Genomic DNA, 14,782 nt, shown 5'->3' on the forward strand with positions numbered 1-14,782 from the left:
ACTTATCGACTGTTAATTGTTAAAGAACCTTCTACTTCGCGTCACCAGAACCCCGGTTCGCGTCGCCGTCAAATCGTTTTGTTTGTCAGCAGCAGAGAGATGAGATTATGTGGCGTTTCCAGTTTTTCGTCAACTACTTTTTTATTCATTTCCGAAAAACTTCTTACCGCCCACACCAACTTCAACCCGCTTTATTTCCCTCAAACTCCGCACCCTAAAACAGCCTTTTTACCTCTCGGCTGCTTCGTTTATTTCGCGTCGTTCTCAACGGGAGGCGAACTATAGCAACCCTCTCCCGCCCCCGCAAGTACTTTGTTAAAAATATTTCGATTTATCTCTTTTTACCTAAATCCCACTGCACGATAGACTCACCGCTGCTAGTGGATTTGGGTACCGGCCGGAACGCATGGCCATAGATAATCTCAAAGGTAAGCGGCAATTTACCGTCCGGACGGCGCGTGGCTTCAAGCGCTGCCTTGATACGGGTCCCGGCGGCGCGCCCTAATAAGCCACGGCCGCGTGTTGCCAATGGATTACCACCCCAGGCGCGGACATCGGCTAACAATTTCTCCACTGTGTCATAAGTCACTGTAATAGTCTCCATGTCCATGACCGGCGTCGAGAAGCCGGCATTGACCAGCATGTCGCCAAAATCATGCATATCGACGAACGGCAATACATGCGCGCCATCATCGATGGCCGCAAACGCATTACGCAATTCTTTAAAGGTGTCAGGGCCGAAGCACGAGAACATCAGCAAGCCGTCCACTCTTAATATACGGCGCCATTCGGCGAACACGCGATCCGGCTGCGGATGCCAGTGCAGCGCCAGGTTGGACCAGACCAGATCCACCGCGCCCGGCGCCAATGGCAACTGGGCGAAATCGCCGCACACCAAGGCCGATGCCAGCTCGTCGCTTTTGCCGGTGAATGGCAACCACTTCTTCAACAGGCGATTAACCGATAGCTGCGCGGTCTGACGTTGCTCTTTTGCCATCGACAGCATGGCGGCAGATGCATCCAGCCCAATAATGACGGCTTCGCTGAAGCGCTGCTGCAAGGTATATATATCCGGGCCGGCGCCACAACCGGCATCCAGCACCCGTTGCGGCGTTAGTTTCACCAGAGCAAGACGCTCATGCATACGACTTGAAATTTCGCGACGCATGAACTCGGATTCGCGCACCAGCGCGGGCTGCGCAAACAGTTGGCGTACCCGGCGCAAGTCAATCGGCGCACTTTGGCTGGTATCAATAGGAGGGAGTGAGGTAGGCATCAGGATCCGGCAAGTGAGATGAAATGCGATAATCGCCAGTAGTTTACACGCTTGAATGCCTGTAGGCTGGGAGTGCTGCCATCCTTCTCCGCTACATCTGATAAGAACGAGACTCACCTTTTGCGATTTCCCCAGCTACGCCATTGGCCGCAACTGCAACTTGCCCGTATCCTGGAGAGCATGCCGTCGTGCTGCGCGTTGTGCAATAAAAGCGGCAAGCGCATTATTTGCGACGGTTGCAAGCAGCATTATTTTTCCGATTGCCCGCCGCGCTGCAGGCAATGTGCGAATCAGCTCCCTCGACTCCACGGTTCCGGCCCGGCGCTATGCGGCAACTGCCTGAAACAACCCCGTGCCTTCGATACCACCATCGTGGCATGCGACTATGCGGCGCCAACTGACCAGTTGATTCTCGCGCTAAAATTCGGTGGACGGCTGGCGTTGGCGCCGATGTTTGCACAAATGTTATGCGATGTGACGCAGCGCCAGGCAAGCAGCACCCAGCCGATGCTATCGGCGGACTTGCCTGATATCCTGACAGCGGTGCCGCTCAGCGCACAACGATTGCGACAGCGCGGTTTCAATCAGGCTTTGGAGATAGCCAAACCCCTGGCACGTATGCTTGGGCTTAATTTGCAACACGGACTGCTGCTGCGGCAACGCGACACGCCGCCCCAATCTCAGGTGCCGGAACTGGAACAGCGACGTCGCAACCTGCGCCAGGCGTTTGCCGTGCCACCGGCAGCCGTGCAGCATATACACGGCCGCCACATAGGCGTGGTCGACGATGTCATGACTAGCGGCGAGACGTTGCACGCACTGGCAAAGACGCTACGCCGGCATGGCGCCCGGCGCATCACCAATTTCGTGTTCGCGAGGACGCCATAGCCGGCCTCGCGATCCGTGATCCATACATCGATCTATATATAGATATAAGGAGAATCAAGTTGTTCCACGTCGTACTGGTTGAACCGGAAATCCCGCCGAATACCGGCAACATCATTCGCCTGTGCGCCAATACCGGCGCGCAATTGCATTTGATCGAACCGCTCGGCTTTCCGCTGGATGACAGCAAAATGCGCAGGGCCGGCCTGGATTACCATGACTACGCCACCATGCAGGTGCACGCCAACTGGGACGCCTTCGTCGCCAGCATGCGCGCTGCCGGCAACTACGACCCCGGCCGCATGTTTGCCATGACCACACACGGCTCGACGCCGTTTGCCAATCTCCAGTTCCAGGCAGGCGACATATTTGTGTTTGGCTCGGAAACCCGTGGCCTCGATCCGGCGCTACGCGAATCATTTCCAGCTTCGCAACGGATTCGCTTGCCGATGCGCCCGGATAATCGCAGCTTGAATCTATCCAATACGGTGGCAGTCGTGGTGTATGAGGCGTGGCGCCAAAATGGTTATAGCGGCGGAGCCTGATTGCTATAATTCATCGTCTTGCAAATTGGCACGATGTATTTCCTGAGTCGCCTGTAAACAACTAGCCCCGTTATCTGCCGTTGGTATTTACCCCATTTAATCGAAGGATCATCATGTCCGTGCGTTCCGTGTCCCTGTTTCTCTGTGCTCTCGCCATCAGCGTTTCCGCTTATGCCCAGGAGTATGACCTTGGCAGCCTGCATATCAGCCATCCCTATGCGCGCGCCACAGTTCCGGGCCAGCCTGGCGGCGGTGCGTTTCTGAGTATCGAGAACAAGGGCAAGGAAGCAGACAAACTGATCGGCGTCAGTTCGTCGGTCGCCAAAAGCTCTGAGATCCACACCATGTCCATGGATGGCAATGTCATGAAAATGCGTGAAGTCGGCGAGCTCGATCTGCCGCCGGCAAGTACTGTCGACATGAAGCCGGGCCACGGCTACCACATCATGCTGATGGGCCTGAGCCAGCCATTGAAGGCTGGCGACAAATTCCCGCTGACACTGACTTTCCGGAAAGCTGGCAAGATCGAGGTGTCGGTAATCGTCACCGATCTGAGCGGTAAATAAACCGACGCGGCGCATCAACACTAAATACAAACGGTTTCTGTAATAAAAAAGCGCGGAATCCGCGCTTTTTTATTGCTCGATTGATCGAGAGGATCAAGAGCCCTGCCTCACCTTGCTCAGCAATTTGCTGGTTGAGCGATCATGGGCAAACGGAATCGCGACCACCTGACCGCCATACGCCAGCACTGCCTGACCTTCCGGAATCGCATCCATCTGGTAATCGCCACCTTTGACGTACACCCCCGGCTGCGCCTCTTGCACCACTTCCAGCGCCGTATCTTCATCAAACTCGACCACCAGGCTGACCGCTTCCAACGCCGCCAATACGGCCATGCGGTCGGCACAGATATTGATCGGCCGGTCGTCGCCTTTGCCCAGGCGCTTGACCGAGGCATCGGTATTTACCGCCACCACCAGCGACGCACCTTGTTCACGCGCCTGCGCCAGATAGGTGACATGGCCACGATGCAGGATATCGAATACGCCATTGGTCAACACCACCGGCTGGGGCAAAGCAGCAACGCGGGCGCTCAATTCAGCACGGGTGCAAAGCTTGGTTTCAAATTTAGGCATGGCTAATATAAAAGGGGCGCAAATAAAAAAGCCGCAATAAAAAAGCCGCAATACTTGCGCTTGCGGCTTTGGATTCAATCAATTTGCAGCAGTTACGGGCGACGCTAAAAGCTTAGCGTCGCTCACATCAGACAGCTGGAGCTGGGGCCGACGCCGGCGCCAGGCGTGCGACCACTTCCTTGCGATAGCGGTTCAGTTCTTGCACCGTATCAAAGGTGCGCTCAAACAACAGCGACATATTGTGCAGGATACGATCAACCACCTTCTTTTCCCAGACACCGTCGAATTTGATTTGCTCGTCCAGCCAGCGTTCCAGCCACTCCGGATCCGGCAGGCGGCTCTGCACCGTGTCGTTCGGGAACAACGACTGATTCACGTGCAGATTGGTCGGATGCAGTGGCTTCTCGGTACGGCGGGCCGATGCCATCAAAACGCCGATCTTGGCGAATGCGGCAGAAGCGCCGTCACCCACTTCATTCAAAGCCTTCTTCATGTAGCGCAGGTAAGCGCCGCCATGACGTGCTTCGTCCTGGCTGATGATCTTGTAAATTTGCTTGATCACAGGCTCTGTATGCCAATCGGAAGCGCAACGGTACCAGTGATTGAGGCGAATCTCACCGCAGAAATGCATCATCAGCGTTTCCAGCGGTGGCGCCGGGTCGAATTCGAAACGAACGTTGTCCAGCTCAGCTTCGGTAGGAACCAGTTCAGGCCGGAATCGGCGGAGATATTCCATCAATACCAGCGAATGCTTCTGTTCTTCGAAAAACCATACCGACATGAACGCGCAAAAATCGCTGTCGCCGTGGTTATCGCGCAGGAACATCTCGGTTGCAGGCAGCGCAGACCATTCCGTAATCGCATTCATACGAATAGTTTGAGCTTGTTCGTCGGACAGCTGGGTGGCATCAAACTTGTCCCATGGAATATCGGTCTCCATGTTCCAGCGGACTTGTTCAAGCGATTTAAACAGTTCTGGATACAGCATACATACCTTAAGCAAGTGAGTTAACTATTCGATTTTACCAAGAAATTGTTACAAGCCCGTTTTTAAACCGCCAGGTCGCCGGGTTTTCATTAAAAACAATATTCAAACAACAACAATATCAAATGATCATTTTGCGTTTTTTGCCCAGACATCGGGCCTCATCAATCTATTATCATTGCACTTATCCGGCACTAGTCAAGTTGACGAGGCAACCAGGGCTTGCCTGGTTGACACTCCCGGTTGCGCATCAAGGCAATGCTTTGATTATTTTGAAACAACCCTGGCTTTGCTTGCGCGCGCTGCTGTCTTGCCGCCGGCGACAGTGTTCTTCTTCCCGGCAGGCTTTGGCGTTGCGCCGCTGCTTGCTCTGCTACGCGGCTTGACTGCCGGCTTGGCCTGCGCCGCAGCTTTGGCCGGCGCGGCCTTTTTTTCAGCCACAACCACGCTATCGACCGCTTGCTTGAACTGATTCTGCAGTAAATCCCACCATGCGCTGGAATTCCCCAATGAGGATTCAGCTGCACTACTTGCAACTGGCGGGGCTTCGGCTTCGGCTTCAGTTTCAGCGGCAGCCACCGGCTGCGCAGCTTGAGTTGTGGCGGCGGGCGCATCTTGCGCCGGACTCATAAATGAAAACGGGAACCCTGACGCCATCGTCCACGCGTTTGCGGCTGGCTCGCCGCTAGCGCCGCCTTGATGCTCTCCACCGGCTTGGCTGACGGCTCCCATCGCCTGCAGCGCAGAAATAGTCGCACTTTGGACTTCCAGCGCCTGTATGGTGGTGCGCAACATGTTCAGGTTAAGGTTCAGCCAGGATTCGACTGCCTTCAGGTCTGTGATTTTCTTGTTGATTTCTTCCACCGACAGCGTCGGAACAACCATGCCCGGCACACCCAGGCCACCCCACATTTTTTTGATAAATTCGAGACTATCCTGCATTGCATCGGCTCCTGGAATATTTAAACTGCTCATCGTGCATCTCCTTCAGGGTTATCCACATGACAGAATGAAATCGTCAACGTCACGGGCGCTGCATCTTGCACGTGCTGGCTAAGGCAGTCGCCGCCGGCGCCAGATAGCGCTCGGTCTTGAAGCCGTAACCGCTGCCTTCATTATCAAATCGGATGCCGCCGTCGGCAAGCTTTTGCATCACGGCGACGTACAAGGGTTGTATCAACTGGTGATCGCCGGCACGCATGCTGGCTTCGTGAAACTTGCTCTTGTACTGCGCTCCTTCCAGCGCCCGCGCAACGGCTACCGCGTCTGTAGTTTGCGCTTTTTCGATCGCCGCCACCAACATGTCGATCATGACATCCATACGCAGAAACAGATAGTCATCTTTTGGCTGCGGGTAACGTTGACGGAAACTCCGGTAAAACGCATCGCTGGCGGCATTGCCGTCGACAGCGTTCGGATGCCACTCGGCGACGGCGCGTACCGTGTCTACGCCAGCATCGCCAATTGCCGCCGGCGCGCCCAGGCTATTAGCATAAAAAGTATAGAACTTGAGATGCAAGCCAGCCTCTTTGGCGGCTTTCACCAGCAAGGTCAGGTCGTTGCCCCAGTTGCCGGTGATTACCGTATCGGCGCCGCTGGCGCGAATTTTGGCTATGTAGGGGGCAAAATCCTTGACCTTGCCGATCGGATGCAATTCGTCGCCGACAATCCTGATATCCGGCCGTGCCGCCTGCAACTGCTGGCGCGCGGCCTTGGCGACCTGCTGGCCGAAGCTGTAGTCCTGGCCGATCAGGTAAACGCTTTTTGCCTTGCTGTCGTTTTTGATGACCTCTACCAGCGCGCGCATGCGCATGTCGGCATTGGCGTCAAAACGAAAATGCCAGAAACTGCACTTTTCATTGGTCAATGCCGGATCGACTGCCGAATAGTTCAGGAACAAGACGCGATTGTCCGGAGTCCGGACATTATGTTTGTTGATGGCGTCGACCAGCGCTCCGGCAACTGCGGAGCTATTGCCTTCCAGCACGAACGGGATTTTCTGGTCGGTCAATTGCTTGAGCTGCAATAACGCGTCCTCTACTCCTTGTTTGTTATCGAACACGCTCAGGCTCAGGGGGTGTTTGCCATCCGGCAAACGCACACCGCCGCGCGCATTGACCTGCTCCACCGCAAACCGGATATTACGTTCCACAGCTTCACCCGCATTGGCGAAAGGACCCGACATGCCTTCGATCATGCCAAGCCGGATCGGCGCCAAGTTGGCCGTGGTGGCAGCTGCCGGAGCGGCAAATGCGGTTGGCGCCAAGGCGCCCATGGCCAGCGTGCATGCCAGTACAGTGCTGGCGAAGTGATGGTATCGATGCTGCATCGGCGACTATTCTTGTTTGATGTAAATGCAATATTTTACGTGGTTTATCGCCGCCGCCACTCTTGCCAAGCTTAATCCCGGCAGATACGTTTACACTATACGGATGTTGTCTTCCTCCGTCCCACCTTCAATTTCACGCTACACCTTCTCCAGCCGCCGTCGGTGGCTGTGGGTGCTGGTGTTTACGGCGTTGCTACACTTACTTCTGTTTGTCTGGGGTAGCCATCAATTCAAGGTAGCGGCGCCGGTCAGTCGACCGGTCATCGCCACTATCTTGCCGCTGCCGCCAGTTGAAAAGCCCGTACTGCTACCGCAAGCCCCAAAACCAAAACCTGATACCCAGGCGCGCCCCAAGGCAGCGCCAAAACCACGAGCGGCGCCAGTGCCCGCCGTGGAAGTCCCGGACACACCCATCAAGGAGACTGTTACGCCACTGGTCGCGGAGTCGCCTGAAACGGCGCCAACCGGCCCCGCCTCAACCGGGCCTGCTGCCAGCACCGACACCGCGCCAGCAACTGAACCGCCGGCGCAGGCGGACGCGGCACCTCCCGCCGGCAAACACTATCAGACCAATCCGCCGCCGTCGGCAGAGCTGAAGTACGATGTGGAAGCCTTGCAAAAAGGCCAGAATTATCATGGCAGCGGCAAAATCACCTGGCAAACCGATGGTGGCAGTTACACCATCAACGGCGAGGCAGGTGCCTTGTTCATTACCGTTCTGGATTTCAAGAGTGAAGGTGAAATCAACGACTTTGGCGTGGCGCCGGTGACATATACCCAAAAACGTTTCCGCAAGCCCGCCACCCAGACCATTTTTCATCGCGAGCGCAATGCCATCGTCTTTTCATCCTCGGCGAATAGCTACCCGCGCGGTGGCGGTGAACAAGATCGCGCCAGCGTGGTCTGGCAACTGGCCAGCATCGGCCGCGGCGATAGCGCGCAATTTTCTCCGGGTGCGGTAATCGACCTGTTTGTCGCAGGCCCGCTGGATGCAGAAACCTGGCGCATGCAAGTAATCGAACAGGAAAAAATCACGGTTGGCGGCGACGATTTCGATACCTGGCATGTCATTCGCGTGCCGGAGGCGGGTTCTCACGAGCAGCGGCTGGATATCTGGCTAGCGCCGCAACAGGAATGGTATCCCGTCAAACTGCGGTTTACCGAAACCGATGGCGACTATCTGGATATGTCACTGTCCAAGATGAAACGATTGAATACGGCAGCGGCAAATTGATCTTCCTGTATTACTTAACCAAGCTTTTTGAAAACGGCATCATTTATTTGGAAAACCATGAAATTATCTTTACTCCGCCTATCCATGGCCACCGCACTTTGCTGCAGCATGCTGACAGCTTCTGCAGCCACCACCGACCATCCAGCGACCAAGTACAAGATAGATCTGCCGCCATCGGCCGACCTGAGCTATACGATCCAGGCCAAACAAAGCGGCATTACACTAGGCGGCGAAGGCAGCGTCAAATGGCTGGTGGAGGACAAGCACTACAGCGTCAAGTCGGAAACCCGCGCCATGCTGTTTGGAAAAATTCTCGAATCCACGAGCGAAGGCGCCATCGACAACTTTGGCCTGGCACCTACCCAATTCATCAACAAGCGCTTCCGTAAGGAAGCCACCACCACCACTTTCCATCGCGATAGCGGCACCATCGGCTTTACCGAATCCAGCAACAGTTATCCCTTGAAGGGTGGCGAGCAGGATCGCACCAGCATCATCTGGCAGCTGATTTCGGTGGCGCGGGCAGCGTCGCAACAGTTCAAACCGGGTTCAGACTGGACCTTCTTCGTAGCTGGCATGCACGATGCGGAGCCGTGGACGTTCAAAGTCATCAAGAATGAGAAAATCAAGACGCCGATGGGCGATCTGGACGTTGTCCATATTTTCAAGGCGCCGCCGCCGGACGCCAAGGATCAGCAGCTGGATATCTGGCTGGCGCCTTCTCTGGAATGGTACCCGGTGCGCTTGCGGTTTACCGATCCGAACAAGGATTTTGTGGAGCAAACCCTGCAGCAGGTAAACAACAAGGCCAGCAACTAAGGCATACAATCTCTTCTTGAATCTTTGAACAGTAAAGCATATGACTACACCAAACGGCGCCATCGTCCTGTTTAGCGGCGGCCAGGACTCCACCACCTGCCTGGCATGGGCTCTGTCGCGTTATGAACGCGTTGAGACGATCGGCTTCGATTACGGCCAGCGCCACGCGGTAGAACTGACGGTACGCCCGATCTTGCTACAGAAGATCCGCTCCCAGTTTCCGCAATGGGCCGACAAACTGGGCGAAGACCACATGATCGACCTGTCGCTGATTTCGAAAATATCGTCGACGGCAATGACGGAAGACGTTGAAATCGTGATGCAGGAAAACGGCTTGCCAAACACCTTTGTGCCAGGCCGCAACCTCCTGTTCATGACGGTTGCGGCGACGGTCGCCTATCGACGCGGCCTGAATGTGCTGGTGGGCGGCATGTGCGAAACCGATTTTTCCGGCTATCCCGATTGCCGCGACGACACCATGAAAGCCCTGCAGGTGGCGCTGAACCTGGGGATGGCGACCCAGCTCAAACTGGAAACGCCTTTGATGTGGATAGACAAGTCAGAAACCTGGAAACTGGCGCAGAACCTGGGCGGCGATGCCCTCGTCGACCTGATCCGGGCCGATACCCACACCTGCTACCTGGGCGAGCGTGGCGCGCTGCATGACTGGGGTTATGGCTGCGGCACTTGCCCGGCCTGTGCGTTGCGTGCGCGAGGATACCAGCAATTCAGGCAAAGCCCGGCCGCTTGAGCAAGTCCTGACAGTTCGCGTGTAAATAACAAACTCTATAAGACCTGGCCATAAAGGTGTCAGCCCCGAATCGGGGCTGACATTGCCAGGCTGATCCTTCTTCTCCCTCCCCCCATTCCCGATATCGAACTGGCTTGCGCTCCAGGCGCAGCGCATTTCTCAATTGCGGAAAAGAAATATATTTCCGTCGCGCCAATATATTTATCAAGATGCTAAGTACAATCGATGCAAGCGCCAATGCCGCGTGAATGATTTGCATCACTTAAATTCGGAGAAATTAAATGTCACAGACGGTTGCTTCGCTTCGCACACAGAAAGAAAAAACCTATCAGGCCCTCATGATAGGTTTCGGCATTTTGCTTTGGATTGCCATCGGAATGGCTGTAGTTGCATCGTGGTCGGATCCCAAATTGGCGCGGATGGTGCATATCTATATTGGCTATGCCGTGGCAATTACTGTTTTTTATTGGATCGCCGCCGCCGTTTATCGCGCATCGGCATTCGGCAACATGGTTCTTTTAGGACCTAAGCAATTTCCGGAGCTGCACCAGATGGTGGTCGCGGGATCGCAGGAAATCGGCTTGTCCGAACCACCGAAAACGTTTCTGTACAACTCCAACGGCGTCTTCAATGCATTTGCGCGGCGCCTGCTTGGCGGCCGTTATGTGTTCCTGACCTCGGCCCTGGTGGAAGCCAATAGCGATGCCCAGGTACGCTTTGTGATCGGTCATGAGCTTGGCCATCATGCCGCAGGACATCTGAACCCTTGGCTCAATACCCTGAAATTGCCGGCACATATCGTACCGTTTTTGGGGAAAGCCTATTCCCGCTCGCGCGAATACACTTGCGACAACATCGGCGCTTATTTATCAAAGGATTTCGAGGCGTCGCGCAGCTCGCTGCAGATGCTAGGCTGCGGCTGCCGCCGATTGAATCAGGCGATGAGTTGCGAGTCTTTCGTGGAGCAAGAAGCGATGGTGCCGCCGGTGTTCGGCTTCCTCAACGAGATTTGCCGTACCCATCCGCGTCTGACGCGCCGGGTTGCGGCGATCAAGGAACAGATTAATAGCTGATGACAGACCGGGCAGATATTGATGTGTGCATAGAAGACACACCAATATCTGCCGGCCTCAGGTGATCACAAGCGGTCGCGGGTTATCACGCAGCTTATCAATTAAGCTGCGATCGATCCCGGCAATGTCGACTTGAGTTCTTTCGAGGGATGCTTGAACTGATCGAGCAGCTGCGTTTCCTTGACGCGGGCTGCAGCCAGATACCGTTCCTTGACATGGCCATAACCACGAATTTCCTCAGGGAGGCTGGCGATTGCCACTGCAGCGGCCAGGTTATCGGCAGTCAATTGCGATAACAAAGAAGCGATGGTTTCCTTGTAATGCACAATCAGCCCGCGTTCTTCCTTGCGCTCGGCGGTATAACCGAAAATATCCAGGGCGCTGCCGCGCAGGAATTTCAGTTTTGCCAGCAGACCAAAAGCACCCATCATCCAAGGACCGAATTCCTGCTTGATCAGATGGCCATGCGCGTCGTGCTTCGCAAGCAGCGGCGGCGCCAGGTGGAATTTTAGCTTGTAGTCGCCTTCAAACATCCCCGCGATCTTGGCCTTGAAAGCACCGTCGGTATATAAGCGTGCGACTTCGTACTCATCCTTATAAGCCATCAGCTTGAACAGATAAGTGGCAACCGCCATGCTCAACCGCTGCGCTGTGCGTCCACTTTCTGCATGCGGCAATTTCGCTTCGGATGCCTGCACCTGCTCGACAAAGGCGCGATATTGCTCCGCATAGGCGGCATCCTGATAAGAAGTCAGGACAGCGACACGGCGCTTGATCAATGCATCCAGATCAGGTGTACGCTTGAACTCGATCACCTGCGCCGGCGTATCGCTAAGGCGGGTACGTTTTTCCAGTCCAGCCAAATCGCAGGCAGCAGTGCGGCCCCAGACAAAAGCCTGTTTGTTGAAGGCGACTTGCAAGGCATTCAGTTCAATTGCCCGCATCAGCGATGCTTCTTGCAATGGCACCCAGCCCTTTTGCCAGGCATAGCCGAGCATGAACATATTGGTTGCGATGGCGTCGCCCATCAAAGCAGTGGCGATACGACCGGCATCGATGAATTCCACGCGATCGCTGCCGCAGGCTGCGCGTATATCGTGCTCAGCCGACGCATCCGGAAACTGCCAATCCGGATTCTTGACGAAAGCGGCGGTAGGTGTGCGGGTTGAATTGATCGCTGCGTAAGTACGCCCTTCGCCCATGCGCGACAAGGCATCGCGGTTGGCGCTCACGATGGAGTCGCAACCGATTACCAGATCCGCATCGCCGGTGCCGACACGGGTTGAATAGATATCATCGGGATGATCGGCTAGCCGCACATGCGACATTACCGGACCGCCCTTTTGCGCCAAACCACTCATGTCCAGCACCGAACAGCCCTTACCTTCAACGTGCGCGGCCATCGCCAGAATCTGGCCGATAGTCACCACGCCGGTGCCGCCGATACCCGTAACCAGAATGCCAAACGGTTTTATCGTATTTGGCAAGACAGGCGACGGCAAGCTGGCAACCGGTGCTGCGGTGTTAGCTGGCGTTGCCACCACTTTCGCCGGCTTCTTCAAACTGCCGCCTTCGACCGTGACGAAACTCGGGCAAAAGCCGGTCACGCAAGAAAAGTCCTTGTTGCATGAGGATTGATTGATCTGGCGTTTGCGGCCGAATTCGGTTTCCAGCGGTTCCACCGACAAGCAATTCGATTGCACGCTGCAATCGCCGCAACCTTCACACACCGCTTCGTTAATCACGGCGCGTTTGGCCGGATCCGGATATTCGTTGCGTTTCCGGCGGCGACGTTTTTCCGAAGCGCAGGTCTGGTCGTAGATCATCGCAGAGGTGCCGACGATCTCACGCAGTTCACGCTGCACGGCATCCAGTTCGCTGCGATGGCGAATCGTTACACCAGGAGCCCAGTTGGTGTCGGCGGCGTATTTTTCGGGTTCATCAGTCACGACAATAATCGGCGTCACACCTTCGGCCGCAATCTGGCGCGAAATCATGGCGGGGTCCAACGGGCCGTCAAAGGCCTGGCCACCGGTCATCGCCACCGCATCGTTAAACAGGATCTTGTAGGTGATATTCACCTTGGCCGCGACCGAGGCACGAATCGCTAACAGGCCGGAATGGAAATAAGTACCGTCGCCCAGGTTGGCAAACACGTGCTTTTCCGAAGTGAACGGCGCCTGGCCGACCCAGGTCACGCCTTCGCCGCCCATGTGGGTAAACGTCGACGATTCCCGATCCATCCACAACACCATGTAATGACAGCCGATGCCTGCCAGACCACGGCTGCCGTCCGGCAGCTTGGTCGAAGTATTGTGCGGACAGCCGGAGCAGAAATGCGGCACGCGATCTTTGTTTGGATCGGGCTTGCTGCTGATATTCAGCAACGCTTCCTTCGCTTCCAGGTAGGCCACGCGTTGCTGCACCCGTTGCGCCACCGGATGACCGGCAAAGTATTTCGAAATGCGGGTCGCAATCGCTCTGGCGATCTGCGCCGGATTCAATTCATAAGTCGCCGGCAACAGCCAGTCGCCATGGCCTGCGCCGCTGCGGTTGCTCCACTCGCCGGTATCGTCGAACTTGCCGACTACACGTGGGCGCACATCGTCGTGCCAGTTATACAGCTCTTCCTTGACCTGGTATTCCAGGATCTGGCGCTTCTCTTCGACCACCAGGATTTCTTCCAGGCCTTGGGCAAACTCGCGCACGCCTTCCGCTTCCAGCGGCCAGGTCATGCCGATCTTGTACAGGCGAATACCGATGTCCCGCGCTACGGTTTCATCGATACCCAGATCGGCCAGGGCCTGGCGGGTATCCAGATACGATTTGCCGGCCGTGATAATGCCGATCTTGGCGCGTGGGCTATCCCAGATGATCTGGTTCAGCTTGTTCACGCGCGCATAGGCCAGCGCCGCATACCATTTGTAATTGTTCATCCGCGCTTCCTGACCCAGCACGGTGTCGGGTAAACGGATATTCAAGCCATCTGGCGGCAGTTCGAAATCAGTCGGCAAGACGATCTTGACGCGGTCAGGATCGAGATCGACCGAGGCGCCGGATTCAACCAGGTCGGTGACGCATTTCATCGATACCCACAAACCGGTATAGCGGCTCATGGCCCAGCCATGCATGCCGTAATCGAGATACTCCTGCACCGAGGACGGATACAGCACCGGAATGCCGCAGGCTTTCAGGATGTGTTCGCTTTGATGGGCGGTGGTCGACGATTTGGCTGCGTGATCGTCGCCGGCCAGCACCAGTACGCCGCCATTCTTCGAAGTACCTGCCATATTGGCGTGCTTGAAGACATCGCCGCAACGGTCGACGCCGGGGCCTTTGCCGTACCACATGCCGAATACGCCGTCGTATTGGGCGCCCGGGAACAGGTTGACCTGCTGCGTACCCCATACACTGGTAGCGGCCAGGTCTTCGTTCATGCCGGGGTGAAACTTGACGTGATGCGCGTCCAGATATTTTTTTGCCTTGGCAGCAGTCATATCGACGCTACCAAGCGGCGAGCCACGATAACCGGTAACGAAACCGGCGGTATTCAAACCTGCCAGGACATCGCGTTGCCGTTGCAACATCGGCAAGCGAATCATGGCCTGTGTGCCCGTCATGAAAGCACGGCCACGCTCCAATGTAAATTTGTCATCCAGGGAAATGCCATCAGCTTCAGACGCTTGCGCCGTTTCTGTGGGCAACAAGGCTTGCGCCGATTTGAGTGGTGCGTTCATTCAGTCTCC

General features: G+C 55.8%; 14 protein-coding genes. 8 read left to right on the forward strand and 6 right to left on the reverse strand.

The window, feature by feature from the left end:
* Positions 1-285 (forward strand): hypothetical protein (locus BM205_RS24425; RefSeq protein ID WP_217646029.1); only part of this gene is annotated, 285 nt, incomplete at its 5' end.
* A 46-nt stretch (positions 286-331) separates the two neighbouring features.
* Here the strand turns inward: BM205_RS24425 and BM205_RS07015 are convergent.
* On the reverse strand, positions 332-1,276 hold the full coding sequence (locus BM205_RS07015) for a methyltransferase domain-containing protein (protein WP_092413817.1): 945 nt from the start codon (positions 1,274-1,276) through the stop codon (positions 332-334).
* 120 nt (positions 1,277-1,396) lie between these two features.
* On the opposite strand from BM205_RS07015, the gene BM205_RS07020 reads away from it, so the two are divergent.
* From BM205_RS07020 to BM205_RS07030, 3 genes are all read left to right on the forward strand, one after another.
* The gene (locus tag BM205_RS07020; protein ID WP_254783782.1) at positions 1,397-2,164 is read left to right on the forward strand and encodes a ComF family protein; all 768 of its coding nucleotides are present in this window, start codon (positions 1,397-1,399) and stop codon (positions 2,162-2,164) included.
* A gap of 59 nt (positions 2,165-2,223) precedes the next feature.
* The gene (gene trmL, locus BM205_RS07025) at positions 2,224-2,706 is read left to right on the forward strand and encodes a tRNA (uridine(34)/cytosine(34)/5-carboxymethylaminomethyluridine(34)-2'-O)-methyltransferase TrmL (protein WP_092413818.1); all 483 of its coding nucleotides are present in this window, start codon (positions 2,224-2,226) and stop codon (positions 2,704-2,706) included.
* A gap of 113 nt (positions 2,707-2,819) precedes the next feature.
* The gene (locus BM205_RS07030; RefSeq protein ID WP_092413819.1) at positions 2,820-3,272 is read left to right on the forward strand and encodes a copper chaperone PCu(A)C; all 453 of its coding nucleotides are present in this window, start codon (positions 2,820-2,822) and stop codon (positions 3,270-3,272) included.
* A 93-nt stretch (positions 3,273-3,365) separates the two neighbouring features.
* Here BM205_RS07030 and rfaE2 read toward each other — a convergent pair whose 3' ends face one another.
* The 4 genes from rfaE2 to BM205_RS07050 all read right to left on the reverse strand — a co-directional run bounded on the left by rfaE2 (position 3,366) and on the right by BM205_RS07050 (position 7,159).
* Positions 3,366-3,845, reverse strand: coding sequence for a D-glycero-beta-D-manno-heptose 1-phosphate adenylyltransferase (gene rfaE2 / locus BM205_RS07035; protein ID WP_092414044.1), 480 nt, complete (start codon positions 3,843-3,845; stop codon positions 3,366-3,368).
* Positions 3,846-3,972: 127 nt separating this feature from the next.
* Positions 3,973-4,833, reverse strand: a complete 861-nt coding sequence (locus BM205_RS07040; protein ID WP_092413820.1) for a ferritin family protein — start codon at positions 4,831-4,833, stop codon at positions 3,973-3,975.
* 264 nt (positions 4,834-5,097) lie between these two features.
* Positions 5,098-5,805, reverse strand: coding sequence for a PhaM family polyhydroxyalkanoate granule multifunctional regulatory protein (locus tag BM205_RS07045; RefSeq protein WP_175511194.1), 708 nt, complete (start codon positions 5,803-5,805; stop codon positions 5,098-5,100).
* A gap of 49 nt (positions 5,806-5,854) precedes the next feature.
* On the reverse strand, positions 5,855-7,159 hold the full coding sequence (locus tag BM205_RS07050) for a branched-chain amino acid ABC transporter substrate-binding protein (protein WP_175511195.1): 1,305 nt from the start codon (positions 7,157-7,159) through the stop codon (positions 5,855-5,857).
* A 103-nt stretch (positions 7,160-7,262) separates the two neighbouring features.
* On the opposite strand from BM205_RS07050, the gene BM205_RS07055 reads away from it, so the two are divergent.
* From BM205_RS07055 to BM205_RS07070, 4 genes are all read left to right on the forward strand, one after another.
* Positions 7,263-8,393 (forward strand): DUF3108 domain-containing protein, encoded by a 1,131-nt coding sequence (locus tag BM205_RS07055; protein ID WP_092413821.1) that lies wholly within the window; start codon positions 7,263-7,265, stop codon positions 8,391-8,393.
* Between the two features lie 57 nt (positions 8,394-8,450).
* Complete coding sequence (locus BM205_RS07060) at positions 8,451-9,212, forward strand: DUF3108 domain-containing protein (RefSeq protein ID WP_092413822.1); 762 nt, start codon at positions 8,451-8,453, stop codon at positions 9,210-9,212.
* A 40-nt stretch (positions 9,213-9,252) separates the two neighbouring features.
* Positions 9,253-9,963, forward strand: a complete 711-nt coding sequence (gene queC / locus BM205_RS07065) for a 7-cyano-7-deazaguanine synthase QueC (protein WP_092413823.1) — start codon at positions 9,253-9,255, stop codon at positions 9,961-9,963.
* Positions 9,964-10,244: 281 nt separating this feature from the next.
* Complete coding sequence (locus BM205_RS07070; RefSeq protein ID WP_092413824.1) at positions 10,245-11,036, forward strand: M48 family metallopeptidase; 792 nt, start codon at positions 10,245-10,247, stop codon at positions 11,034-11,036.
* 101 nt (positions 11,037-11,137) lie between these two features.
* Here the strand turns inward: BM205_RS07070 and BM205_RS07075 are convergent, their stop codons facing one another.
* Positions 11,138-14,773, reverse strand: coding sequence for an indolepyruvate ferredoxin oxidoreductase family protein (locus BM205_RS07075; protein ID WP_092413825.1), 3,636 nt, complete (start codon positions 14,771-14,773; stop codon positions 11,138-11,140).
* Between the last annotated feature and the right edge of the window lie 9 nt (positions 14,774-14,782).

It is taken from the genome of Collimonas sp. OK307, assembly GCF_900113705.1.
Taxonomy (GTDB): domain Bacteria; phylum Pseudomonadota; class Gammaproteobacteria; order Burkholderiales; family Burkholderiaceae_D; genus Collimonas.